This is a genomic window from Pseudomonas sp. ITEM 17296, from assembly GCF_028895205.1.
Lineage (GTDB): Bacteria > Pseudomonadota > Gammaproteobacteria > Pseudomonadales > Pseudomonadaceae > Aquipseudomonas > Aquipseudomonas kermanshahensis.
In genome coordinates this window covers 262,668-286,177 of record NZ_WJRS01000005.1, presented here as the reverse complement: position 1 = coordinate 286,177, position 23,510 = coordinate 262,668, and the positions used below count along the sequence as shown (strand labels likewise).

22 protein-coding genes are annotated in these 23,510 nt (G+C 62.1%); 10 read left to right on the top strand and 12 right to left on the bottom strand.

Going from position 1 to position 23,510, the window contains the following annotated elements; translation table 11 throughout:
- Positions 1-2 precede the first annotated feature (2 nt).
- The 4 genes from GIB19_RS08760 to acs all read right to left on the bottom strand — a co-directional run bounded on the left by GIB19_RS08760 (position 3) and on the right by acs (position 4,847).
- On the bottom strand, positions 3-701 hold the full coding sequence (locus GIB19_RS08760; protein WP_027593087.1) for an ABC transporter permease: 699 nt from the start codon (positions 699-701) through the stop codon (positions 3-5).
- A complete protein-coding gene (locus GIB19_RS08755) occupies positions 698-1,387 on the bottom strand; it encodes an ABC transporter permease (RefSeq protein WP_027593088.1) in 690 nt (229 codons plus the stop codon). The genes GIB19_RS08760 and GIB19_RS08755 overlap by 4 nt, the downstream gene beginning before the upstream one ends.
- 88 nt (positions 1,388-1,475) lie before the next feature.
- On the bottom strand, positions 1,476-2,261 hold the full coding sequence (locus tag GIB19_RS08750) for an ABC transporter substrate-binding protein (protein WP_027593089.1): 786 nt from the start codon (positions 2,259-2,261) through the stop codon (positions 1,476-1,478).
- Positions 2,262-2,885: 624 nt separating this feature from the next.
- Positions 2,886-4,847 carry an acetate--CoA ligase gene (gene acs, locus GIB19_RS08745; RefSeq protein WP_027593090.1) on the bottom strand — a complete coding sequence of 654 codons (1,962 nt, stop codon included), beginning with the start codon at positions 4,845-4,847 and terminating at the stop codon, positions 2,886-2,888.
- Positions 4,848-5,255: 408 nt separating this feature from the next.
- On the opposite strand from acs, the gene GIB19_RS08740 reads away from it, so the two are divergent.
- The gene (locus tag GIB19_RS08740; RefSeq protein WP_027593091.1) at positions 5,256-5,510 is read left to right on the top strand and encodes a DUF2790 domain-containing protein; all 255 of its coding nucleotides are present in this window, start codon (positions 5,256-5,258) and stop codon (positions 5,508-5,510) included.
- A 72-nt stretch (positions 5,511-5,582) separates the two neighbouring features.
- On the opposite strand, the gene GIB19_RS08735 is transcribed toward GIB19_RS08740, so the two are convergent.
- Positions 5,583-7,142 carry a sigma-54-dependent phenylalanine hydroxylase transcriptional regulator PhhR gene (locus GIB19_RS08735; protein ID WP_027593092.1) on the bottom strand — a complete coding sequence of 520 codons (1,560 nt, stop codon included), beginning with the start codon at positions 7,140-7,142 and terminating at the stop codon, positions 5,583-5,585.
- Between the two features lie 256 nt (positions 7,143-7,398).
- Here GIB19_RS08735 and phhA point away from each other — a divergent pair, with 256 nt between their 5' ends.
- The 4 genes from phhA to GIB19_RS08715 all read left to right on the top strand — a co-directional run bounded on the left by phhA (position 7,399) and on the right by GIB19_RS08715 (position 10,194).
- Positions 7,399-8,187 carry a phenylalanine 4-monooxygenase gene (gene phhA, locus GIB19_RS08730; RefSeq protein WP_027593093.1) on the top strand — a complete coding sequence of 263 codons (789 nt, stop codon included), beginning with the start codon at positions 7,399-7,401 and terminating at the stop codon, positions 8,185-8,187.
- Between the two features lie 37 nt (positions 8,188-8,224).
- Positions 8,225-8,581, top strand: a complete 357-nt coding sequence (locus tag GIB19_RS08725) for a 4a-hydroxytetrahydrobiopterin dehydratase (protein ID WP_274885202.1) — start codon at positions 8,225-8,227, stop codon at positions 8,579-8,581.
- 189 nt (positions 8,582-8,770) lie between these two features.
- Entirely contained in the window at positions 8,771-8,899 is a 129-nt protein-coding gene (locus GIB19_RS08720; RefSeq protein ID WP_256214942.1) for a hypothetical protein, read from the top strand.
- A gap of 95 nt (positions 8,900-8,994) precedes the next feature.
- Complete coding sequence (locus GIB19_RS08715) at positions 8,995-10,194, top strand: MFS transporter (protein ID WP_274885201.1); 1,200 nt, start codon at positions 8,995-8,997, stop codon at positions 10,192-10,194.
- A 121-nt stretch (positions 10,195-10,315) separates the two neighbouring features.
- Here the strand turns inward: GIB19_RS08715 and ydiJ are convergent, their stop codons facing one another.
- Positions 10,316-13,336 (bottom strand): D-2-hydroxyglutarate dehydrogenase YdiJ, encoded by a 3,021-nt coding sequence (gene ydiJ / locus GIB19_RS08710; protein ID WP_274885200.1) that lies wholly within the window; start codon positions 13,334-13,336, stop codon positions 10,316-10,318.
- A 151-nt stretch (positions 13,337-13,487) separates the two neighbouring features.
- Here ydiJ and GIB19_RS08705 point away from each other — a divergent pair, with 151 nt between their 5' ends.
- Positions 13,488-14,372: a LysR substrate-binding domain-containing protein gene (locus GIB19_RS08705; RefSeq protein WP_027593098.1), complete on the top strand. Its 885-nt coding sequence runs from the start codon at positions 13,488-13,490 to the stop codon at positions 14,370-14,372.
- Between the two features lie 118 nt (positions 14,373-14,490).
- On the opposite strand, the gene GIB19_RS08700 is transcribed toward GIB19_RS08705, so the two are convergent.
- The 6 genes from GIB19_RS08700 to GIB19_RS08675 all read right to left on the bottom strand — a co-directional run bounded on the left by GIB19_RS08700 (position 14,491) and on the right by GIB19_RS08675 (position 21,057).
- Positions 14,491-15,909 carry an amino acid permease gene (locus tag GIB19_RS08700; RefSeq protein WP_274885199.1) on the bottom strand — a complete coding sequence of 473 codons (1,419 nt, stop codon included), beginning with the start codon at positions 15,907-15,909 and terminating at the stop codon, positions 14,491-14,493.
- Positions 15,910-16,566: 657 nt separating this feature from the next.
- Positions 16,567-17,667: a 23S rRNA pseudouridine(2605) synthase RluB gene (gene rluB / locus GIB19_RS08695; protein ID WP_027593100.1), complete on the bottom strand. Its 1,101-nt coding sequence runs from the start codon at positions 17,665-17,667 to the stop codon at positions 16,567-16,569.
- Positions 17,668-17,936: 269 nt separating this feature from the next.
- On the bottom strand, positions 17,937-18,716 hold the full coding sequence (scpB, locus tag GIB19_RS08690) for an SMC-Scp complex subunit ScpB (protein WP_186681903.1): 780 nt from the start codon (positions 18,714-18,716) through the stop codon (positions 17,937-17,939).
- Positions 18,703-19,428, bottom strand: a complete 726-nt coding sequence (locus tag GIB19_RS08685) for a segregation and condensation protein A (protein ID WP_265970190.1) — start codon at positions 19,426-19,428, stop codon at positions 18,703-18,705. Before GIB19_RS08685 ends, scpB begins: the two co-directional genes overlap by 14 nt.
- Before the next feature lie 125 nt (positions 19,429-19,553).
- Entirely contained in the window at positions 19,554-20,183 is a 630-nt protein-coding gene (locus GIB19_RS08680; protein WP_033694002.1) for an L-threonylcarbamoyladenylate synthase, read from the bottom strand.
- 13 nt (positions 20,184-20,196) lie between these two features.
- A complete protein-coding gene (locus GIB19_RS08675) occupies positions 20,197-21,057 on the bottom strand; it encodes a PHP domain-containing protein (RefSeq protein ID WP_274885198.1) in 861 nt (286 codons plus the stop codon).
- A 67-nt stretch (positions 21,058-21,124) separates the two neighbouring features.
- Here GIB19_RS08675 and GIB19_RS08670 point away from each other — a divergent pair, with 67 nt between their 5' ends.
- The 4 genes from GIB19_RS08670 (at position 21,125) to GIB19_RS08655 (ending at position 23,464) form a co-directional block, all read left to right on the top strand.
- Entirely contained in the window at positions 21,125-21,718 is a 594-nt protein-coding gene (locus GIB19_RS08670; RefSeq protein WP_027593105.1) for a septation protein A, read from the top strand.
- 1 nt (position 21,719) lies between these two features.
- A complete protein-coding gene (locus GIB19_RS08665) occupies positions 21,720-22,019 on the top strand; it encodes a YciI family protein (protein WP_027593106.1) in 300 nt (99 codons plus the stop codon).
- A gap of 206 nt (positions 22,020-22,225) precedes the next feature.
- Positions 22,226-22,903: a response regulator transcription factor gene (locus tag GIB19_RS08660; RefSeq protein ID WP_027593107.1), complete on the top strand. Its 678-nt coding sequence runs from the start codon at positions 22,226-22,228 to the stop codon at positions 22,901-22,903.
- Between the two features lie 144 nt (positions 22,904-23,047).
- Positions 23,048-23,464: a Spy/CpxP family protein refolding chaperone gene (locus GIB19_RS08655; RefSeq protein ID WP_027593108.1), complete on the top strand. Its 417-nt coding sequence runs from the start codon at positions 23,048-23,050 to the stop codon at positions 23,462-23,464.
- Positions 23,465-23,510: the final 46 nt, after the last annotated feature.

Below are 23,510 nucleotides of genomic sequence, written 5' to 3'. Positions count from 1 at the left end.
GGTCAGTGCTTGCGCGGCGCCAGGTAGCCGAGCCAGCGGCGTTCGGCCATCTTGAACAGGCGCACCAGGATGAAGGTCAGGCACAGGTAGAACACGCCCGCCGTGATGTAGGCCTCGAAAGGCAGGTAGTACTGGGCATTGACCGTGCGCGCCGCACCCGTGATGTCGATCAGGGTGACGATCGACGCCAGGCTGGTGGTCTGCAGCATCATGATCACTTCGTTGCTGTACTGCGGCAATGCCCGGCGCAAGGCCGAGGGGAGCAGGATGCGGCGGTACATCTTGAAGCGCGACATGCCCATGGCCTTGGCCGCTTCGATCTCGCCATGGGGCGTGGCCTTGAGGCTGCCGGCGATGATTTCTGCGGTGTAGGCGCTGGTGTTGACGGCAAAGGCCAGGCAAGCGCAGAAGGTCGCACTGGACAGCAGCGGCCAGAAGATACTCTCGCGCACCGCTTCGAACTGGGCCAGGCCGTAGTAGATCAGGAACAACTGCACCAGCATCGGCGTACCGCGGATCACATAGGTGTACAGCCAAGCGGTGAGGTTCACCAGCGGCTGCTTGGACACCCGCATCAGCCCCAGCGGAATCGCCGCGAGCAAACCGAACAACAGCGACAGCGCCAGCAGCTTCAGGGTGGTCAGCAACCCGCCCAAGTACAGCGGCATGGCCTCCCACACCACGTTGTAGTCGAAGATCATAGTTCAACCACCTTGACGCCTACCGAGTAGCGTTTTTCAAGATACTTCAGCGCCAGCAGCGAGACACTGGTCAGCACCAGGTACAGGGCCGCCACCGCCAGGAAGAAGGTGAAGGGTTCACGGGTAGCGTCCGCCGCCTGCTTGGCCTTGAACATCATGTCCTGCAGGCCGACCACCGAGATCAGCGCCGTGGCCTTGGTCAGCACCAGCCAGTTGTTGGTGAAGCCCGGGATAGCCAGGCGGATCATCTGCGGCACCTGGATGCGGAAGAACACCTGACGGTTGCTCATGCCATAAGCCACGCCGGCTTCGGCCTGGCCCTTGGGGATGCCGAGGAAGGCGCCGCGGAAGGTTTCCGACAGGTAGGCGCCAAAAATGAAGCCCAAGGTCCCGATACCCGCCGCCAGCGGATTCAGGTCGATGTAGTCTTCGTAGCCGAGCAGCGGCGCTACCCGGTTGATGATGTCTTGCCCGCCGTAGAAGATCAGCAGGATCAGTACCAAGTCCGGAATACCACGGATGACCGTGGCATACATATCGCCCAGCCAAGCCAGCCAGCGCACCGGCGACAAGCGCAGCGCCACACCGATCAGGCCGAGCACGATGGCCAGGGCCATCGACGACAGGGCGAGCTGCAGCGTCAGCCACGCCCCGTCGAGGATGACTGCCCCGTAGCCTTTCAACATGATGAGGTCCTCGACCTAGAGAATGAAAAATGGTGCAAACCTCAGAGCCTCTGCTGTTTGCACCATTGCACAGGTTTAACCCGACGTCTTACTTCGAGTCTGGACCGTAGATATCGAAATTGAAGTACTTGGCTTCGATTTGTTTGTACTTGCCGTTGGCACGGATGGCGTCGATGGCCGCGTTGATGCGGTCGACGTTGGCCTTGTCGCCCTTGCGCACGGCAATGCCGATGCCATCACCGAAGTACTTGGCGTCGGTGAATGCGGGGCCTACGAACGCGAAGCCTTTGCCAGCGTCGGTCTTCAGGAAGCCATCTTCCAGCAGGGTGGCGTCAGCCACGGTGCCATCGAGGCGACCGGCCGCGACATCCAGGTAGATTTCGTTCTGGGTGCCGTAAGGGACCACGGTGGCACCTTTGGCGCCCAGCACTTCCTTGGCGAAGCGGTCATGGATCGAGCCACGCTGCACGCCGATCTTCTTGCCCTGCAGTTCGTTGAGGCTGTCGCTGACGGTGGTGCCTTCCTTCATGACCAGGCGCGCTGGAGTCAGGTAGTAGCGCTTGGTGAAGTCGACCGATTTCTTGCGGTCTTCGGTGATCGACATCGACGACAGGATAGCGTCGATCTTGCGCACCTTCAGTGCCGGGATCAGGCCGTCGAACTCTTGCTCGACCCAGGTGCACTTGGCTTTCATCTCTTCACACAGGGCATTGCCGATGTCGTAGTCGAAACCGGCGATGCTGCCGTCGGGCTGCTTGAAGGCGAAGGGTGGGTAAGCGGCTTCGATGCCGATTTTCAACGGTTTTTCATCGGCCTGCGACACCAGGGAAAACACGGACAGCGCCAGGGCGCCAAGCAGTGCGAGCTTCTTCATCAGGTAACTCCATCGGTACGGGGCAATACAAGGCAGGGTAACAACTGCCCGATATGCGAATGGGTACAACGCGAGCCGCGCAGGGTTCGACCAAGGCCGCAGACCACGAGCGAGTGAGTGGCATTTTAACGACAGCCCGGTAGTCGATATTTCTTCAAAGCGACAACTACTTACAGAAGCGCTTGAAACCACTGCGGGCGATGTTGACAGCCATTGCAAAACATGCAAAGGCGCAAGGAAAATAACCTATAGACCTAGCAATTACTGGGCCTATTATTCGCAAAGCCTTGTACGACGGCAAGTGTAGCGTGCTGTGTTGCAGAAAATGGCTCGGCGAACGCACCGAAACAGGTCATGACTGTTTCCGCTCGCCCCGCGCCTGTGCGTAATCGGTGACAGAAGAGTTACCGATGAATGTCGGGTAACAGTAAAGCAAAAAACCCCGCCGGTTGCCCGTGCGGGGTTTTCTGACACATACACACCCCTGTAGGAGCGGCCTTGTGTCGCGATGGGGCGCGAAGCGGCCCCACCATTTCAGCTTCGCCACTGGCAATGCCGGGGCCGCTTTGCGGCCCTTTCGCGACACAAGGCCGCTCCTACAAGGGCTTGCGCTCTGCCCCAATATCAGGCCGTAGCCAGGTTCATGGCCTTGTGCGTGTCGATCAGATGCTGCACCACACCCGGGTCGGCCAGGGTCGAGATATCACCCAGCGAGCCGTATTCCGCCGTGGCGATCTTGCGCAGGATACGCCGCATGATCTTGCCCGAACGTGTCTTCGGCAGCCCTGGCGCCCACTGGATCACATCCGGCGAGGCAATCGGGCCGATCTCCTTGCGCACCCAGTTCTTCAGCTCCAGGCGCAATTGCTCGCTAGGCTCCACGCCGGCATTGAGGGTGACATAGACATAGATGCCCTGGCCCTTGATGTCGTGCGGCACGCCCACCACTGCCGCTTCGGCAACCTTGGAATGGGCAACCATGGCGCTTTCGATCTCGGCAGTACCCATGCGGTGGCCAGACACGTTGAGCACGTCGTCCACGCGCCCGGTGATCCAGTAGTAGCCATCCTCGTCGCGGCGCGCGCCGTCGCCGGTGAAGTACATGCCCCGGAAGGTCTTGAAGTAGGTGTCGACGAAGCGGTCGTGGTCGCCATACAGCGAGCGCGACTGGCCCGGCCAGGAATCGAGAATCACCAGGTTGCCTTCGGCAGCGCCATCGATCAGGTTGCCCAGGTTATCCACCAGCGCCGGCACCACGCCGAAGAACGGACGGGTCGCCGAACCCGGCTTGAGACCAGTGGCGCCCGGCAGCGGGCTGATCAGGATGCCGCCGGTCTCGGTCTGCCACCAGGTGTCGACGATCGGGCAACGCTCCTTGCCGACAGTCTTGTAGTACCAGTTCCACGCTTCGGGGTTGATCGGCTCGCCGACCGAACCCAACAGGCGCAGGCTAGAACCATCAGCACCCTCTACCGCAGCCTGCCCTTCGGCCATCATGGCGCGGATTGCGGTCGGTGCGGTGTAGAGGATATTGACCTTGTGCTTGTCGACGATCTTCGACACACGGGTGATGTCCGGGTAGTTCGGCACGCCTTCGAACAGCAAGGTGGTGGCGCCGTTGGCCAGCGGGCCGTAGACGATGTAGCTGTGGCCGGTGACCCAGCCAACGTCGGCGGTGCACCAGTAGACTTCACCTGGGCGGTAGTCGAACACGCGCTCGTGGGTCAGCGCGGCGTAAACCAGGTAACCCCCGGTGGTGTGCAGCACGCCCTTGGGCTTGCCGGTGGAGCCGGAGGTGTAAAGGATGAACAGCGCTTCTTCAGCGCCCATCTCTTTCGGCGCGCAGTGGCTGGAGGCCACTTTCATCAGGTCTTCGTACCAGATGTCGCGGTGTTGGTGCCAGGCGATATCGCCACCGGTGCGCTTGCACACGATGATCTTCTGCACGCTGCTGGTCTCAGGGTTGGTCAGCGCCAGGTCGACGTTGCCTTTGAGCGGCGTACGGCGCCCGCCACGCACACCTTCGTCGGCGGTGATCACCACCTTGGACTTGCAGTCGATGATTCGGCCAGCCAACGCCTCAGGGGAGAAGCCGCCGAATACCACCGAGTGGATTGCACCGATGCGGGCACAGGCCAGCATGGCGACCACGGCCTCGGGGATCATCGGCATATAGATAGTCACCACATCGCCACGGTGCACGTCTTGGCCGCGCAGGGCGTTGGCGAACTTGCAGACCTGCTCGTGGAGCTCGCGGTAGGTGATGTTGCGGTGCTCGGAAGGGTCGTCGCCCTCCCAGATGATCGCCAGTTGGTCGCCACGCTCTTCAAGGTGACGGTCCAGGCAGTTGGAGGAAACGTTCAGAGTGCCGTCGGCAAACCACTTGATATCGACATGGTGGTCATCGAACGAGGTCTGCTTGACCTTGGTGAACGGCTTGATCCAGTCGAGACGCTGGGCCTGCTCGCGCCAGAAGCCGTCCGGGTTGATCACCGATTGCTGGTACATGGCCTTGTAGGTGGCCTCGTCGGTCAGGGTAGTGGCCGCAACCTCGGGACGAACGGGATACAGTGGAGCCGCACTCATCTGTGTTACCTCGGTGTAATAGTTGTTTTTGTATGGAACCGTTTGTAACTGTACCAGAGCGGCAAAAGCCATTCGACGTTGGTAGTAAAGCAGCGGATTTTGGTACTGACGTACGAGCAAAGCGCTCTAGCACGCGGCTCGCAGCCCTGGGCAGAAAGAATCGCAGTTTTTTTCGCGTGATTGTTACAGATTCTGTCAAAACACTTTATCAAAAGTCCCACTGTTTCAGCGGTTGCCACCTGCCTAGAATTCATCTCGCCAACAACGGCAAGGCGATTAACTTCTGGCAACAGCCCCCACGAAGGCAAGCGTTAATCACCCGCTAAATCCCGATCGTTAAAACTAGCAGTACTCGCGGCGCCACAAGCGCCGCGCACCCCCTCACGACCTTAGACAGGTAAATAGAAAATGAAAGCGTTACTGGTATTGGTACTTGGCAGTCTTTGCGGCGCGGCAATGGCCGGCGAAGCAAACGATGCCGAGCAGATTCCGGTTGAACAGTACAGTTACTCGCAGCACTTGGACATTGCCCGCGTCATCTCCATGAGCGAAGTGCCCAACGTCTGTGAAGTCGTGCCCGCCCGCATGACCTACGAGGACTCCCAGGGCCAGAAGCACATTCTTGAATACCGCGTGATGGGGAACGGTTGCTCTAACGGCTAACCCTTGAGATCGGGGCCCCGCTGGGGCCCTTCGCGGGTTTCCCCGCGAACAAATAAACCCAGTCGGCTGGCATTATTCAGTTGACTTGCCCAATGCATAATCCCGCAACTTATTGGCAATCGTGGTGTGCGAAACACCCAGTCTTTTGCCCAGCGCGCGACTACTTGTAAATTCCCCCATCAAACTTTCCAGCACGGCTTTTTCAAAACGGCCGACAATCTGTGAAAGGTCCCCTTCCAATGAAAACTCTCCCAACGGCTGCCGCACACCGTAGTCCGGCAACCGTATATGTTCGCTTTTAACTACACCGCCTTCACATAACGAAACCGCCTGGAACAATACGTTTTCCAGTTGCCGTACGTTGCCTGGCCAGTGGTACTGGCTTAGTTTATCCATCGCGGCCGGTAATAACCGTGGCAAGGCGCAGCCGATCTGCCGGCTGGCCTGGTCGAGAAAGTGCTGCACCAAGCCTTCCAGCCCGTCCATGCACTCACGCAATGGCGGAATGTGCAGCGACAGCACGTTGAGGCGGTGGTACAGGTCCTGGCGGAACTCACCGCGCGCGCACAGCTCGGACAAATCCACCTGGGTGGCGCAGATCACTCGCACATCCAGGTACACCTCTTCATCACTGCCTACGCGGCGAAAGCAACCGTCCTGCAGAAAGCGCAGCAGTTTCACCTGCAAACGCGGGCTCATCTCCCCTACCCCGTCAAGGAACAGCGTGCCGCCGGCCGTCAGCTCCAGCAGGCCCAGCTTGCCCTCGGCCCGCGCACCCTCGAAAGCACCCGGCCCGTAGCCGAACAGCTCGGTCTCGGCCATGGACTCTGGCAACCCCGCACAGTTGAGCGCCATTAACGGCGACTGCCCACGCGGGCTGGCCAGGTGGCAGGCACGTGCCAGCAACTCCTTGCCGGTGCCGGTCTCCCCTTCGATCAGCAACGGGGCATCCAAGGGCGCCATGCGCCGTGCCTCGCGCACCACCGCCGCCATCACCCGCGAGCTTTGGAAGATACTGTCAAAGCCGCGCAGTTCCTGCTTGCGCACGTTGTAGATGCGCTCACCGATACGGTCGGCGCGGTGCAGGGTCAGCACCGCGCCGGCCAGCGCCTCGCTGTCGTCATGCTCGGATTGCAAGGGGGCGATGTCGGCGAGAAACACATCCCCTTTCACCTTGACCCGCAGGCCATTGATGCGTGACTTGTTGGCGCGCACCAACTCGGGCAGGTCGAAGTCTTCCACATAACGCGCCAGCGGCATGCCCGGCACCTCGTCGACGCGCACCCCGAGCAACTGCGCCGCAGTGCGGTTGGCGGCGACGATGCTGCCGCCCATGTCGATCGACAGCACCGGAAAGTCCAACGCACCCAGCAACGCGTTCAGCTCCATGTGCCGGCGCTCGCTGGGCATCAAGCCGACGCGTTTGACGCCGAACACCCCGGCAATGGCTTCGAACTTGGGCCGCAGTGCCTGAAACTGCAGGTTGATCAGGTTCGGGCAGTGCAGGTAGATGGCGTTGCCATGGTCGCCGCCCACCTCACCACGCAGCACGTTGATGCCGTACTCCACCAACAGGTTGAGGATGTCGCGAAGGATGCCGATGCGGTTCTGGCAATGCACTTTGATACGCATGAACGCTCTCGAAGCGCCGAAGTTTTTCAACCCGACGCAGAAAATTCGTAAAGATAAGCTGACAAAAACCCGTAAACCATCAGCCATTTGCCCCGGATTTTCCGACACCTACGCCTTTTTGTAAAATTATCGTTACGAACCAGGACCGATCCTGGACTGGGGTGACCACCCTACCCCCGTGCAAATCGGGCAATGAGGGGATATTCCTTAGGTATGTCGTGGACATAACAAGAAAAGCCCTCACCAGGAGAGCCACATGAAACAGACGCAATACGTGGCACGCGAGCCCGATGCGCATGGTTTTATCGACTACCCGCAGCAAGAGCATGCGGTGTGGAACACGCTGATCACGCGCCAGCTGAAAGTCATTGAAGGCCGTGCCTGCCAGGAATACCTGGACGGCATTGATCAGTTGAAGCTGCCCCACGACCGTATCCCGCAATTGGGCGAGGTCAACAAGGTCTTGGGCGCCACCACCGGCTGGCAGGTTGCCAGGGTGCCAGCGCTGATCCCCTTCCAGACGTTCTTCGAACTGCTGGCCAGCAAGCGCTTCCCGGTCGCCACGTTCATCCGCACGCCGGAAGAACTCGACTACCTGCAGGAGCCCGACATCTTCCACGAGATCTTCGGCCACTGCCCGCTGCTGACCAACCCGTATTTCGCCGAATTCACCCACACCTACGGCAAGCTCGGCTTGGCTGCGACCAAGGAACAGCGCGTTTACCTGGCGCGCCTGTACTGGATGACCATCGAGTTCGGCCTGATGGAGACCCCGCAAGGTCGCAAGATCTATGGCGGCGGCATCCTCTCTTCGCCGAAAGAAACGGTCTACAGTCTGTCGAACGAACCGGAACATCAGGCGTTCGACCCGATCGAGGCCATGCGCACGCCGTACCGTATCGACATTCTGCAGCCGCTGTACTTCGTGCTGCCGAACCTCAAGCGCCTATTCGACCTGGCCCATGAAGACATCATGGGCATGGTGCAGCAGGCCATGCAGTTGGGCCTGCACACCCCCAAGTTTCCACCCAAGGTTGCTGCCTGAAGCCACCCTGATAACAACTCGAACTGGAAAAGACACCATGAATGCCTTGAACCAAGCCCACTGCGAAGCCTGCCGCGCCGACGCCCCGAAAGTCAGTGACGAAGAGTTGCCCGAGCTGATTCGCCAAATCCCGGACTGGAACATCGAAGTGCGTGACGGCCACATGGAGCTGGAGCGCGTGTTCAAGTTCAAGAACTTCAAGCACGCCCTGGACTTCACCAACGCCGTGGGTGAAATCGCTGAAGCCGAAGGCCACCACCCCGGCCTGCTGACCGAGTGGGGCAAGGTCACCGTGACCTGGTGGAGCCACTCGATCAAAGGCCTGCACCGCAACGACTTCATCATGTGCGCGCGCACCGACAAGGTCGCCGAGACGGCCGAAGGCCGTAAGTAACGAGTGAAAATGGGGCCGCAATGGCCCCGTTTTTTGTAAGGCAAATGTCCGCTATTCGCCCGTAAAACCGACAAACGAACGGGAAAAATTTCAAACTGTCATCCAGACTGCTGTATCCTGCCCCAGCTTTTAAAAGCCCCACACGCGCCTGGCGCAGCCTTTTCACTCACACTTGCGAGGAACGACGAGATGCATGAAATCCCGAATCTTCCCTTCCCAAGCCTGAACCCAGAAGAGCAAACCGTTACTGTCCATGCCGAGCCGACGCCTGCCGTCGATCAGGATGGTGACGATCAATCCAGCGCTGACCAGGAATAACTGCGCATCCCCCGACTGTGTGAAAACGGCTGACCTGCGGGCCACCCCCGTCATCACGTTTTCACACCGTCCAGAACTCTGCCACGAAGGCCCCCATGCCCCACTCACCGCGCCCTCTTGCGGTCACCCTGCAAGTCGTCTCCATCGTCCTCTTCACCTTTATTGGCTACCTGAACATCGGCATCCCCCTGGCCGTATTGCCCAGCTATGTGCATAACGACCTGGGCTTCAGCGCCGTGGTCGCTGGCCTGGTGATCAGCGTGCAATACCTCGCCACGTTGCTCAGCCGCCCGACGGCCAGCCGCATCATCGACAACCTCGGCAGCAAGAAGGCGGTGATGTATGGCCTGGCCGGTTGTGGGCTCAGCGGCGTATTCATGCTGGCTTGCGCCTTTCTCACCCACCTGCCCTGGCTGAGCCTGACCTGCTTGCTGATCGGCCGCCTGGTGCTGGGCAGCGCCGAAAGCCTGGTGGGCTCTGGCGCGATCGGCTGGGGCATCGGCCGAGTGGGCGCTGAGAATACCGCCAAGGTCATCTCCTGGAACGGCATTGCCAGCTATGGCGCTCTGGCCATTGGCGCGCCGCTGGGGGTGCTGATGGTCAAGTCACTGGGGCTATGGAGCATGGGCGTGAGCATCATGCTGCTGTGCGCGGCCGGCCTTCTGCTGGCCTGGCCCAAGCGCGCGGCGCCCATCGTCAGCGGCGTGCGCCTGCCATTCCTGAGCGTATTGGGCAAGGTGTTCCCGCATGGCTCAGGCCTGGCCTTGGGCTCGATCGGCTTTGGCACCATCGCCACGTTCATCACCTTGTACTACGCCAGCCGCGACTGGCCGAATGCCGCACTGACCTTGAGCCTGTTCGGCGCCAGCTTCATCAGTGCCCGCTTGTTGTTCGGCAACCTGATCAATCGCATCGGTGGTTTTCGCGTGGCGATCGCCTGCCTTTCGGTGGAGACCGTGGGGTTGTTGATGCTGTGGCTGGCCCCCAGTGCCGAGCTGGCATTGGCAGGTGCGGCACTGAGTGGGTTTGGTTTTTCGCTGGTGTTCCCGGCGCTGGGCGTGGAAGCGGTGAACCAGGTGTCGGCGGCCAACCGCGGCGCGGCGGTTGGGGCGTATTCGCTGTTCATCGATTTGTCGCTGGGGATTACCGGCCCGCTGGTGGGCGCAGTGGCGGCGGGGTTCGGGTTTGCTTCGATGTTCTTGTTTGCGGCAGGGGCTGCGGCGTGCGGGCTGGTGTTGAGCCTTTACCTGTACAGGCAGGCGCGCCGGGCTCGGGATACCCTGCAGCAGTCCTGATGATGCAGTGGCTGTACCGGCCTCTTCGCGGGCAAGCCCGCTCCCACAGGAATCACCACAACCGTCGAGCCAACGGTATCCCTGTGGGAGCGGGCTTGCCCGCGAAGAGGCCGGTGCAGGTTTAACGCTGCGCGTACTGCAACACCACTTCCAGCGGATGGCGCATCTGCCGTTCGGTCATGCGCTTGACCTGGCTACGGCACGAATACCCCGTCGCCAGCGGCTCGTCTTGCTTGTCCAGCTTGGTCGCCCAGGACTGCTCGAAGATGGTCCGCGAGGTCTCCTGGTTTCGCGCTTCATGCCCATAAGTACCGGACATGCCACAGCAACCCGTAGCCTCCGTCACCAGCTTCAAGCCCAGGCGGGCAAACACTTGCTCCCATTGACGGGTGCTGGCCGGTACGTTGGTCTTCTCGGTGCAGTGCGCCATCAGGCGGAAGCTGCCAGCATTGGCGGCCGCTTGCTCGGGCAATGCATCCATCAACCATTCCTGCGGCAACAGCACCTTCGGGCAGTCTTCCAGGCCTGGCACCTTCTGGTACTCCTGGCGATAGACCAAGGTCATCGCCGGGTCCAACCCCACCAGCGGTACACCACAATCGGCCAGTGCCTTGAGCTGGGTGCCATTACGGATCGCTGCCTTGGCGAACGCGCCAAGGAAGCCCTGAACGTGCAGCGGTTTGCCGTTGGCACTGTACGGCGCCAGGAACACCCGGTGGCCAAGGCGGTGCGCCAGGTCGATGAACGCGGCCAGCAGCGGCGTCTCGAAGTAACGGGTGAAGGCATCCTGCACCAGCACGATGCTGCGCTCACGCTGGGCCGGGGTCAGCTCGCGCAGCGCTGGCACGCTGGCCACGCCAACGCGGCAGCGGGTCAGGGTCGCCTGGAAGTTGAAACGGCTGATCAGCGGGCTGTCGACCATGCCGACCTTGTCGGCCAACAGCTTGCTCACCCACTTCGAGCCCATCACCGCGTTATACAGCCCCGGCGCATGCGCCAGGTACGGAATGGTGAACTCCAGCGAACCGATGAGGTAATCCCGCAATGGGCGCTGGTAGCGGCCGTGGTACAGCTCGAGGAAACGCGAGCGGAAGTCCGGCACGTTGACCTTGATCGGGCACTGCCCCGCGCAGGACTTGCACGCCAGGCAACCGGCCATGGCGTCGTAGACCTCGTGAGAGAAGTCCGCCTGCCCCTGGTCACGCCCGCGGTTGTTGCGCAGCCGTGCCGGCAGGCCCTTGAGCCAGGACACCTTGTTACGCGCCGCCGCCAGCACGTCGATATCCGCCGCGCCTTGCAAACGCAGCCACTCACGCATCAACGAGGCACGGCCCTTGGGCGAATGCTGACGCTCTCGGGTGGCCTTCCACGACGGGCACATGGCATCGTTGGGGTCGTAGTTGTAGCAGGCGCCATTGCCGTTACAGTGCACAGCGCTGCTGAAGTCCTGCCAGACACGCTCGTCGATGGTGCGGTCGAGGTCGCCGCGCAAGGTCACGCCATCGACCCGGGTCAGGCCTTCGGCGCTGTCGGGTGGGGTGCAGATCTTGCCGGGGTTGAGCTGGTTGCGCGGGTCGAAAGCGCCTTTCAGGCGCTGCAGCGCCGGGTACAGCTCGCCAAAATATTCGGGCACGTATTCTGAACGCAGGCCCTTGCCGTGCTCACCCCACAGCAGGCCGCCGTAGCTTTTGGTCAGCGCCGCCACGGCATCGGAGATCGGCTTGACCAGCGCGGCCTGGGCCGGGTCTTTCATGTCCAGCGCCGGGCGCACGTGCAGTACACCGGCATCGACGTGGCCAAACATGCCATAGGCCAGGCCGTAGCCATCCAGCAGTGCGCGGAAATCGGCGATGTAGTCAGCCAACTGCTCCGGCGGTACTGCGGTGTCTTCCACGAACGGCTGCGGGCGCACCTCGCCCTCGACGTTGCCCAGCAGGCCCACCGAGCGTTTGCGCATGGTGTAAACGCGGGTGACCGCCTCGGCGCCCTCGGCCAGGGTGTGCCCCAGGCGCTCGACGCTGGTGTCGTTTTGCAGGTGCTGGATGAACGCCTGCACCCGTGCACTGACCTCGTCCGGCTGATCGCCGCAGAACTCCACCAGGTTGATACCCAGGGTCGGGCGCTCGGGGTCAGCCGGGAAATACTCGGCCACGCTGTGCCAGACGATGTCCTTCATGGCCAGCATCAGCACCTTGGAGTCGACCGTTTCGATCGACAACGGCTTGTGCGCCATCAGCGCATTGGCGTCACGCAGCGCGTCCATGAAGCTGGTGTAGCGAACGTTGACCAGTACCGCGTATTTCGGGATCGGCAGCACATTGAGCTTGGCTTCGACCACGTAGCCCAGCGAACCTTCGGCGCCGCACAGCACGCTGTTGAGGTTGAAGCGCCCCTGCTCGTCGCGCAGGTGTGCCAGGTCGTAGCCCGTCAGGCAGCGGTTGAGCTTGGGGAAGGTGCTTTCGATCAGCTCGGCCTGGGTTTCCTGGATCTCGCGGGCTACACGGTAGACCTCGCCAACCCGGCCAGGCGCGGCGCAGGCCTGCGCCAGCGCAGCGTCATCGATGGGCAGGCTGTGCAGGCGCTCACCACCGAGCAGCACGCTGTGCAGTTCGAGCACGTGATCGCGGGTCTTGCCGTAGGTGCAACTGCCCTGGCCGCTGGCATCGGTGTTGATCATGCCGCCAACAGTGGCGCGGTTGGAGGTGGACAGCTCAGGGGCAAAGAACAGCCCGTGGGGCTTGAGCGCAGCGTTGAGCTGGTCCTTGACCACACCGGCCTGGACCCGTACCCAACGCTCCTCGGCGTTGATTTCGAGGATGGTGTTCATGTGCCGCGACAGGTCGACGACGATGCCATCGGTCAGCGACTGGCCGTTGGTGCCGGTGCCGCCGCCACGCGGGGTCAGTTTGACCTGGGCAAAGCGCGCCTCGGCCATCAGCGTGGCGACCCGCGCCACGTCATCGGCGTCACGCGGGAACACCGCTGCCTGGGGCAGGCGCTGGTAAATCGAGTTGTCGGTGGCCAGCACGGTACGGGTGGCGTAATCGGCACTGATCTGGCCACGGAAGCCGCTGTTACGCAGGGCCTCGAGGAATTCGGGGTAGTTGGCGGTCGGTGCACTGGTCGGCAGCTGGGCGATCATCGACGGATGGCCTCTTGATATGGGCTAATTCACGGAAAACCTGTCATGCCAGCATGGGTTGTTTCACACCAGATGACGAATAGGCCAATGTTCCTGTAGTTTCGCGCCAAGGGCAAACGGATAATCCTGCCGCTATCGATGACTTTTATGAATGAATTACCGCCACCTGACACCGTCCATGTCGCTGCTGCTGGCGTTCGAGGCTGCCGCCCGGCATGAAAGCTATACCCGCGCCGCCGCCGAACTGTCGTTGACCCAAAGCGCTGTCAGCCGCCAGGTGCAGGCACTGGAGCAGCAATTGGGGCTGACGCTGTTCCGCCGCGAGGGGCGCCAGGTGCAGCTGACCGACGTCGGCCGGCTGTACCAGCGCGAGCTGAGCGAGGCCTTGGGGCGCATCCGCAGCGCCACCTTGCAGGCGCTGGCCTACCAGTCTGGTGTCGGTACGCTGCGCCTGGCCACCCTGCCCACCTTCGGCTCGAAATGGCTGCTGCCGCGGCTGCATGCGTTCTACAGCGCCCACCCGGGCATGCTGGTGCATATCCATTCACGGATCGAAGCGATCAACTTCGACACCAGCGAGATCGATGCGGCAATCGGCGTGGCGAGCCACGACCTGCCGGGGCTGATCTGCCACCGCCTGCACGCCGAAGAACTGCTGGTGATTCTGCCGCCAGAGGCCGGCGCCGACGCGCATGGCTGGAGCCCTGCCCGGGTTAGCGAAGAAGTGCTGCTGAACGTCGCCAACAACCCGCATGCCTGGGGCGAGTGGTTCTCGCACCACAGCCTGCCGCACCGGGCGATGCGCCTGGGGCCGAGCTTCGAGCTGACGTCGCATTTGATCCAAGCGGTACGGGCCGGCATCGGCATCGGCCTGGTGCCGCGGATACTGGTGGAAGAGGAACTGGCCAAGGGCGAGCTGTTCAGCCCCGGCGAGGCGTTTGCCAGCCAACGCAGCTATTACCTGATCTATCCGCCACGCAACGAAGCGCTGCCGTCGTTGCGGGCGTTTCGCAGTTGGTTGCTGGAGCAGATCTGAGTTTTGTGCTGGTTGCACTGGCCTCTTCGCAGCACAAGGCTGCTCCTACAAGGGGCGCGTAACAAAAAAACCCGATGCCAGTCACCTGGCATCGGGTTTTTCGTGTCGCCTATGGCGATTACTTGGCCACAGTACCGGCAGCCCCGTTAGCCTGTGCGTCACGCTTAGGCTTGATGAGGTAGAAGAGGAACATCACCACCACCCACACCGGGATCGCATACACCGAGATCTGAATACCCGGGATCTGCAGCATGATGCCCAGGATCAGCACCACGAAAGCCAGGCAGATGTAATTGCCGTAGGGGTACCACAGCGCCTTGAACAGCGGCTTCTGGCCGGTGCGGTTCAGGTGCTGGCGGAACTTCAGGTGCGAGTAGCTGATCATCGCCCAGTTGATCACCAGGGTCGCCACGACCAGCGACATCAGCAACTCCAGCGCATTCTGCGGGATGAAGTAGTTGAGCAGCACGGCAATCAGGGTCACCGCCGCCGAGACCAGGATCGAACGCACCGGCACACCGCGCTTGTCGACCTTGGCCAGGGCCGCCGGGGCATCACCCTGCTCGGCCATGCCCAGCAGCATGCGGGCGTTGCAGTAGGTGCCGCTGTTGTACACCGACAATGCTGCGGTCAGGACCACGAAGTTCAGCAGGTGGGCGGCCACATCGCTGCCCAGCAGGGAGAACACCTGCACGAACGGGCTGCTGCCGTAGCTGCCGCCGGACGCGTCGATGCTGGCGACCAGGTTGTCCCATGGGGTCAGCGACAACAGCACGACCAACGCGCCGATGTAGAAGATCAGGATGCGGTAGATGACCTGGTTGATAGCCTTGGGGATCACGGTTTTCGGTTTGTCGGCCTCGGCTGCGGTAAAACCGAGCATCTCCAGGCCACCGAAGGAGAACATGATGAACGCCAGGGCCATGACCAGGCCGCTGACACCATGCGGGAAGAACCCACCGTGTGCCCACAGGTTGGTCACCGACGCGTCCGCGCCACCGCTGCCGCTGGTCAGCAGGTAGGCACCCAGGCCGATCATGCCGACGATGGCCACGACCTTGATGATCGCGAACCAGAACTCGGCCTCACCGAATACTTTCACGTTCATCAGGTTGATGAAGTTGATCAGCAGGAAGAAGCCCGCCGCCGTGACCCAGGTCGGGATCTCTGGCCACCAGTAGTGGATGTACTTGCCGACCGCCGTCAGTTCCGACATGCCCACCAGGATGTACAGCACCCAGCAGTTCCAGCCCGACATGAAGCCTGCGAAACCGCCCCAGTATTTGTGGGCAAAGTGGCTGAACGAACCGGCCACCGGCTCTTCGACGATCATCTCGCCCAACTGGCGCATGATCATGAAGGCGATGAAGCCGCAGATGGCGTAGCCAAGGATCATCGACGGGCCGGCGGATTTCATCACGCCTGCCGAGCCGAGGAACAGACCCGTACCAATCGCACCACCGAGAGCGATCAACTGGATGTGGCGGTTCTTCAGGCCCCGCTTTAGCTCGCCTGAATGCATGTTTTGTCCACTCATGAACGAAGTCACCTGCATTGTTTTTATCTGTGACGAAATCGGACCCACCGCGCTCGTGGCGCAGCGGAATGGGCAAGGTGGTTACCTTGGGTTTCTTGAACGCGGGCGCCGCCGAGGCGGTTCAGCCGGGTGTGATCAAGAGTGCGCGGTACGCAAGAGGGTCACAGGTAAAACGCGGCGCACTGTATACCCCTGCAAGCGCGCAGGCGTCAACGCGTTGCGTCATTTCCTTGGGAAAAAACGCAGCGATCCTGTGGTGTGAGCCTTGAAAGGCGGAGTGATCGGCGTACATGGCGCCTCCATTTGTTGTTTTGTCAGCACGCCTCTGTGGGCGAGCTCTTGCACACGGCAATGCCTGCTATATCAGCGTGCGGCGGGGGTTTGGGCAATAGGTAGGCAGGGTAGACGGGGTGTGCTGGCGACGTGGGCGCGGCAAGTTCTGTTTACAGGTCTAGGAAAATACGCATTCGATGGCCAGAAAGGGATGATTTTGTATAAAAAACGTTACACGGTGGTTTGCCAGCTTTCCACTCGTCACAAAAAGGGTGATTGATCAATGAGTTGGGGCCGCTTCACGCCCAGGTCCGCGCTTCATTCGGGTTGGGTGGAGGCGAAAAAAAACCAGCCCGAAGGCTGGTTTTTATCTCACGCTGCGGATCAACCGCGCGGCTTGCCGCGGCCACGGCCTGCCGGCTTGTCGCCCTCTGGCTTGCCGGTACGCTTGCGCATCTCGCTCGGGCGCTCGGCCACCGTGCTGCCACGGTTGCCTTTGCGTGGCGCTTCATCACGCGACGGGCGCGCTGGGCGCTCGGCGGCGGTGTCACGCGGCTGACGCGCTGGGCGCTCGCCAGCCGTCGCATCGCTGGCCGGGCGCAGGTTACGCACGCGCTCGCCACGTCCCATCGGACGGCTCGACTTGCGCTGCATGCGCTCCATCTTGTCCTTGGCCTTGAGGTTCAAGGTCGGCAGCGCCACCGGCTGCAGGCCCACTTCGGCGGCCAGGATGTCGATTTCGCCCTGGGTCATTTCGCGCCAGCGGCCCATCGGCAGGTCGGAGTTGAGGAACACCGGGCCGAAACGCACGCGCTTCAGGCGGCTGACCACCATGCCCTGGGACTCCCACAGGCGACGCACTTCGCGGTTACGGCCTTCCATCACCACGCAGTGGTACCAATGGTTGAAGCCTTCGCCGCCCGGGGCCTTCTGGATGTCGGTGAACTTGGCCGGGCCGTCTTCGAGCATCACGCCCGCCTTCAGGCGCTCGATCATCTCGTCGTCGACCTCACCCCGTACACGCACCGCGTATTCACGGTCCATCTCGTAGGACGGGTGCATCAGGCGGTTGGCCAATTCACCGTCGGTGGTGAACAGCAACAGGCCGGTGGTGTTGATGTCCAGGCGGCCGATGTTGATCCAGCGCCCTTCTTTCGGGCGTGGCAGGCGGTCGAACACCGTCGGGCGGCCTTCCGGGTCGTCACGGGTGCAAATTTCGCCGTCGGGCTTGTTGTACATGATCACGCGGCGGGTGGCCTCGGCGGCTTCCTCGCGCTTGATCAGCTTGCCGTCGACAGCGATGGCATCGTGCAGGTCGACGCGCTGGCCGAGGGTGGCGGCAACGCCATTGACCTTGATCCGACCCTGGCTGATCCAGGCCTCGACGTCACGGCGCGAACCAACGCCAATGCGCGCCAGTACTTTCTGCAGCTTTTCGCCGGATGGAGGGGTGATTTCGGTATTTTGCAGGTCTTGCTCACTCATCTGGGCACCTCCCGGTGTAGGAATGAAAAAGGGGTCTTGGCGACGAACGCGCCAAAGGGCCGCGCATCATACGCGGTTCGTGTCGGGAACGCACTGGAGCGTAGTGGGTTTTGTTGGGGTGGCAGTGATTTTCAGCCCAGTGGTTCTTTAGTGGGCTGTACCGGCCTCTTCGCGGGTAAACCCGCTCCCACACAGAATGCCTGAAGCTTGCTACTGACCTGTGGGAGCGGGCTTGCCCCGCGAAGAGGCCGGCACTGGTGGTAGAGGGCTCAGGGCTGTACCGGGTCTTCACCCTCAACCGAAGGCTCTGGCTCAACCACGTCCTGCTCACGCAAATCATCGAAGTCGGTCTTCAACCCTTCTTCCATCGCATCCAGCTCCACCAGCAAGCTGCGGAAGCTGGTCTCATCCTTCGGCGCCTCGGCTTCAGCCTCATCCCCCAGGCTTGCATCGGCCAACGCCTGAAGGTGCGCAGGCACCGGCGCGTCGTCGGGGTCGAGCAAGGGTTCGGGCTCCATCTCGCGCAACTCGGCCAACGCCGGCAGCTCCTCAAGGCTCTTGAGGTTGAAGTGGTCGAGAAAGGCCTTGGTGGTGGCGAACATCGCCGGCCGGCCCGGCACTTCGCGGTAGCCGACGATGCGGATCCACTCGCGCTCCATCAGGGTCTTGATGATGTTGCTGTTCACCGCCACACCGCGCACGTCTTCGATTTCGCCACGGGTGATGGGCTGGCGGTAGGCAATCAGCGCCATGGTCTCGAGCAGCGCACGGGAATAGCGCTGCGGCCGCTCCTCCCACAGGCGCCCGACCCAAGGGGCAAAGTCTTCGCGGATCTGAAGGCGATAACCGGTGGCCACTTCCTTGAGTTCGAAAGCGCGGCCATTGCACGACTTGCCGAGTACTTCCAGGGCCTTCTTGAACACCTTGGGCTCCGGGCGCTCCGCCTCTTCGAACAACTCGTACAGGCGCTCAAGGGACTGCGGTTTGCCCGAGGCAAGCAGAAAGGCTTCGATCAGCGACGCCAGGTCGCGGGGTTCATTCAGGTTCATCAGGTTCTTCAACAAACTCGGCGCGAAGCCGCACGTGGATCGCGGCGAAAGCCTCATTCTGCACCAGTTCGATCAGCGATTCCTTCACCAGCTCAAGAATCGCCATGAACGTCACCACCACCCCCAGCTTGCCCTCTTCTGCCGTAAACAGCTCGACAAAGGGCACGAAAGCGCCGCCCTTGAGGCGGTCGAGCACCTGGGTCATGCGCTCGCGGGTCGACAGCGTCTCGCGGGTGATCTGGTGGCTTTCGAACAGGTCATTGCGGCGCATGACGTCGGCCATCGAGACCAGCAGCTCCTCCAGGCTGACCTGTGGCAGCAGCTTGCGCACCTTGGCCTGGGGGGCCTCCAGGCGTGGCACGACAATGTCGCGGCCCACCCGTGGCAACGCGTCGATACCTTCAGCCGCCGCCTTGAAGCGCTCGTATTCCTGCAAGCGGCGGATCAGCTCGGCGCGCGGGTCGCCCTCTTCTTCCTCGACCTCGATGGAACGCGGCAACAGCATGCGCGATTTGATCTCGGCCAGCATGGCAGCCATGACCAGGTATTCGGCAGCCAGCTCCAGGCGCACGCTTTTCATTAGCTCGACATACCCCATGTACTGGCGGGTGATCTCTGCCACGGGGATGTCGAGGATGTCGATGTTCTGTTTGCGGATCAGGTACAGCAGCAGGTCCAACGGGCCTTCGAACGCTTCAAGAATGACTTCCAGGGCGTCCGGTGGGATGTACAAGTCCACCGGCATCTCGGTCAGGGCTTCGCCGTAGACCAGGGCCAGTTGCAACTGTTGAGGCGACTCGACCTCCTCGGCCGGCGCCTCGGGCGCTTCCACCTGGCTCACGCGTTGACCAGGAACGGGGTCGGGTCGCCGCAGCCTTCGCGGATCAATGCAGGCTCATCGCCCGTCAGGTCGATCACCGTGGACGCCTTGAGGTCCCCGAAGCCGCCATCGATGATCAGGTCGACATGGTGCTCCAGGCGTTGGCGGATCTCGTAGGGGTCCGTCATGGGTTCTTCATCGCCCGGCAAGATCAGGCTCACACTCATCAACGGCTCGCCCAGCTCCTCGAGCAGCGCCAGGACGATGGGGTTGGAGGGCACGCGCAGGCCGATGGTGCGGCGCTTTTCGTGCATCAAGAGCCGCGGCACTTCCCGGGTGGCATTGAGGATAAAGGTATAGGGCCCCGGAATGTGCGCTTTGAGCAGACGGAACGTGGAGGTATCGATCTTGGCAAACAGGCCCATTTGCGACAGGTCGCAGCACAACAGGGTGAAATTGTGTTGCTTGTCCAACTGGCGCAGGCGGCGGACCCGTTCGATGGCGTTCTTGTCACCGATCTGGCAGCCCAGTGCATAGGCCGAGTCGGTGGGGTAGACCACCACACCGCCCTTGCGAATGATTTCGACGGCCTGTTTGATCAGGCGCGCTTGCGGGTTCTCCGCATGTATCTGGAAAAATTGGCTCACATAGTCGTCCTGTTCATACCGCCATAGGCTGTTCATGGCTGAATCGGCGCCACAGAGGTGGCAGGTCCTCGGGCAAAGGCCGGTAGGCACCGATCTCTCCCCAGGTGCCGGGGCCGTGGAAGTCACTGCCAGCGCTTGCCAGCAGGCCGAACTCACGGGTGAGGATGGACATCGTGCCCACCTGCTCGGCTGGCATCATCCCGTTGACCACCTCAAGCGCTTGCCCGCCTGCCTGAATATAGTCGGCAATCAGCCGTCTGCGCTTGCTGCGGGTCAGATCGTAATGCATCGGATGGGCCAGGCTCACCCAAGCGTTGGACTGGCGAAGGGTCGCAACGGTTTCGTCCAGGGTCGGCCAATGCTGCTTGACGTCGCCGAGCTTGCCGGCGCCCAGCCACTTGCGGAAGGCCTCGCCGCGGTCCTTGACGTGCCCTGCGCGGACCAGAAACTCGGCAAAGTGCGGGCGCGCTGGGGCGTTGCCGCTGTCGCCGAGTTCTTGTTGCACCGCCCTGGCACCGTCGAGCGCACCCCGCATGCCCTTGGCCGCCAGCCGTTTGTCGATTTCCTCGGCGCGCAGCCAGCGGCCACGGTGCAACGCCTCGATGGCGTCGAGCAAGGGCGGTGCGTCGAGCGGGAAGTCATAGCCCAGCACATGGATGGTTGCCCCGCCCCAGGTGCACGACAGCTCTACCCCGCTGACCCAGTGCATGCCGTGCGCGTGGCAGGCCTGGCGTGCTTCGACGAGCCCTTCGAGGGTGTCATGGTCGGTCAGTGCCAGCGTTTGCACCCCGTGCTCATGGGCCCGGGCGACCAGGACCGCGGGCGACAGGGCGCCGTCGGAGGCCGTGCTGTGACAGTGCAGATCAACATTCATGGAGGAGCGCTACCGCTGGAATCGATGTTTGTTATTATGCCGTCACATCCCGATTCTGGCTGCCATTGTGAAACAATTCATCGATTTCATCCCGTTGCTGCTGTTCTTCATCGTCTACAAGCTCGACCCGCGGCCCATGGAGGTCGCCGGCCACAGCTTCGAATTCGGCGGTATCTACAGTGCCACGGCCATGCTCATCGCCAGTTCCCTGGTGGTGTACGGTGCCCTGTTCCTGCGCCAGCGCAAGCTGGAAAAAGGCCAATGGCTAACCCTGGTCGCCTGCCTGGTGTTCGGCGGCCTGACCCTGACCTTCCACAGCGAAACCTTCCTCAAATGGAAAGCGCCAGTGGTCAACTGGTTGTTCGCCCTGGCGTTCGCCGGCAGCCACTTCATCGGTGACCGGGTGCTGATCAAGCGCATCATGGGCCACGCCCTGACCCTGCCCGATGCCATCTGGACCCGCCTGAACCTGGCCTGGATCTGCTTCTTCCTGGTCTGCGGCGCGGCCAACCTGTTCGTCGCCTTCACCTTCCAGGCCTTCTGGGTCGACTTCAAGGTGTTCGGCAGCCTGGGCATGACCGTGATCTTCCTGGTAGCCCAAGGTGTCTACCTGTCGCGTCACCTGCACGACGACCCTTCTACCTCCAAACCCAAGGATTGACATGCTCTACGCCATCATCGCCAGCGACGTCGCGAACTCCCTGGAAAAGCGCCTGGCTGCCCGCCCTGCGCACATCGAGCGCCTGCAGCAACTCAAGGCCGAAGGCCGCGTGGTGCTGGCCGGCCCACACCCTGCCATCGACAGCAACGACCCAGGTGAAGCCGGTTTCAGCGGTAGCCTGATCGTGGCTGAGTTTGATTCCCTGGCCGCTGCACAGGCCTGGGCCGATGCCGATCCGTACATTGCCGCGGGCGTGTACGACAGCGTCATCGTCAAGCCATTCAAGCAAGTTCTGCCTTGATTCAAGGCCGTGTCGCCTGCTTTCGCGGGCAAGCCCGCTCCCACAGGGACAGCGCAAGCTTCGCGCTTTGCGCAAACCTGCAGGTGCGAGCTTGGCCGCGAAAGCAGGCCACGCGGTGCTGCTGGTTACACACTTGCCATCAGTCTGCGGTATCTTTGCCACTGGCGGACCAATATGACGCCGTCGATGGTTGAGTTGAGTGAGTCATGAGTGAGCTGTTACTGATTGATGATGACCAGGAGCTGTGCGAGCTGCTCGGCAGCTGGCTGACCCAGGAAGGTTTTTCTGTACGTGCCTGCCACGATGGCCTGAGCGCACGTCAGGCCCTGGCCGCGCATGCGCCAGCGGCGGTGGTGCTGGATGTGATGCTGCCTGACGGCAGCGGCCTGGAGCTGCTCAAACAACTGCGCAATGACCATGCCGAGCTGCCGGTGCTGATGCTGTCGGCGCGCGGCGAGCCGCTGGACCGCATCCTTGGCCTCGAACTGGGCGCCGACGATTACCTGGCAAAACCCTGCGACCCCCGCGAGCTCACTGCCCGCCTGCGCGCCGTGTTGCGCCGCAGCCACCCGGCAGCCACCACCACCCAGGTAGAGATCGGCGACCTGATCTACAGCCCGGCACGTGGGGTGGCCAGCATCGATGGCCGCGAGATGACCCTGACCCTGTCCGAAAGCCGCATCCTCGAAGCCCTGCTGCGCCAGCCCGGTGAACCGCTGGACAAGCAGGAACTGGCGCAGATTGGTCTTGGCCGCAAGCTGACCCTGTATGACCGCAGCCTGGACATGCACGTCAGCAACCTGCGCAAGAAAATCGGGCCCCATGCCGATGGCCGCCCACGCATCGTTGCGTTGCGTAGCCGGGGCTATTACTACAGCTTGTGAGATCGCTGGGGGCCGCTGCGCAGCGGCCCCAAAATCTCAGCCACCATCTTTACCCAGCCTTTACCCTCCCCTGACCGCCCTTGACGGTGAGCTGCGTAGACTGTGCTCATCCGGTAACCACCGGCCTATGAAAGGAGAGACACCATGCGCAAGACCCTTATCGCCCTGATGTTCGCCGCCGCCCTGCCGACCGTGGCCATGGCCATGCCTGAAGGCGGCCCGCGTCACGACGGCCCGCATCATCGCGGTGATGCGCCTTTCGCCCAACTGGACCTGAGCCGCGACCAGCGTCAGCAGATCGGCAAGCTGATGGGCGAGCAGATGAAGCAACGCCGCGACATCACCGAGCGCTACCTGTCCAAGCTGCCTGCCGCCGACCAGAAGGCCATGCAGGATGAACTCAAGGCCAGCCACGACAAGACCGACAGCCAGGTCCGCGCCCTGCTCAAGCCTGAGCAACAAAAGCAGTTCGACGAACTGCAGAAAGAGCGGGCTGCGAAGAAAGCCGAATGGCAAGCGTTCCAGGCCTGGAAAGCTGAAAAAGCCGCCAAGGCCCAGTAAGCTAACCGCCCGACGCCCGGCCCGCACCCCTGCGGGCCGGGCTTTT

Bases quoted from the DNA above. Each gene is read 5' to 3' on its own strand.
- GIB19_RS08725 (WP_274885202.1), top strand. From the start codon at position 8,225: ATGAATGCCTTGAACCAAGCCCACTGCGAAGCCTGCCGCGCCGACGCC.
- GIB19_RS08705 (WP_027593098.1), top strand. From the start codon at position 13,488: ATGAATTACCGCCACCTGACACCGTCCATGTCGCTGCTGCTGGCGTTC.
- GIB19_RS08740 (WP_027593091.1), top strand. From the start codon at position 5,256: ATGAAAGCGTTACTGGTATTGGTACTTGGCAGTCTTTGCGGCGCGGCA.
- GIB19_RS08735 (WP_027593092.1), bottom strand. From the start codon at position 7,142: ATGCGTATCAAAGTGCATTGCCAGAACCGCATCGGCATCCTTCGCGAC.
- GIB19_RS08715 (WP_274885201.1), top strand. From the start codon at position 8,995: ATGCCCCACTCACCGCGCCCTCTTGCGGTCACCCTGCAAGTCGTCTCC.
- GIB19_RS08700 (WP_274885199.1), bottom strand. From the start codon at position 15,909: ATGAGTGGACAAAACATGCATTCAGGCGAGCTAAAGCGGGGCCTGAAG.
- GIB19_RS08750 (WP_027593089.1), bottom strand. From the start codon at position 2,261: ATGAAGAAGCTCGCACTGCTTGGCGCCCTGGCGCTGTCCGTGTTTTCC.
- GIB19_RS08665 (WP_027593106.1), top strand. From the start codon at position 21,720: ATGCTCTACGCCATCATCGCCAGCGACGTCGCGAACTCCCTGGAAAAG.
- ydiJ (WP_274885200.1), bottom strand. From the start codon at position 13,336: ATGATCGCCCAGCTGCCGACCAGTGCACCGACCGCCAACTACCCCGAA.
- GIB19_RS08675 (WP_274885198.1), bottom strand. From the start codon at position 21,057: ATGAATGTTGATCTGCACTGTCACAGCACGGCCTCCGACGGCGCCCTG.
- GIB19_RS08720 (WP_256214942.1), top strand. From the start codon at position 8,771: ATGCATGAAATCCCGAATCTTCCCTTCCCAAGCCTGAACCCAGAAGAG.
- GIB19_RS08760 (WP_027593087.1), bottom strand. From the start codon at position 701: ATGATCTTCGACTACAACGTGGTGTGGGAGGCCATGCCGCTGTACTTG.
- rluB (WP_027593100.1), bottom strand. From the start codon at position 17,667: ATGAGTGAGCAAGACCTGCAAAATACCGAAATCACCCCTCCATCCGGC.
- scpB (WP_186681903.1), bottom strand. From the start codon at position 18,716: ATGAACCTGAATGAACCCCGCGACCTGGCGTCGCTGATCGAAGCCTTT.
- phhA (WP_027593093.1), top strand. From the start codon at position 7,399: ATGAAACAGACGCAATACGTGGCACGCGAGCCCGATGCGCATGGTTTT.
- GIB19_RS08755 (WP_027593088.1), bottom strand. From the start codon at position 1,387: ATGTTGAAAGGCTACGGGGCAGTCATCCTCGACGGGGCGTGGCTGACG.
- acs (WP_027593090.1), bottom strand. From the start codon at position 4,847: ATGAGTGCGGCTCCACTGTATCCCGTTCGTCCCGAGGTTGCGGCCACT.
- GIB19_RS08655 (WP_027593108.1), top strand. From the start codon at position 23,048: ATGCGCAAGACCCTTATCGCCCTGATGTTCGCCGCCGCCCTGCCGACC.
- GIB19_RS08660 (WP_027593107.1), top strand. From the start codon at position 22,226: ATGAGTGAGCTGTTACTGATTGATGATGACCAGGAGCTGTGCGAGCTG.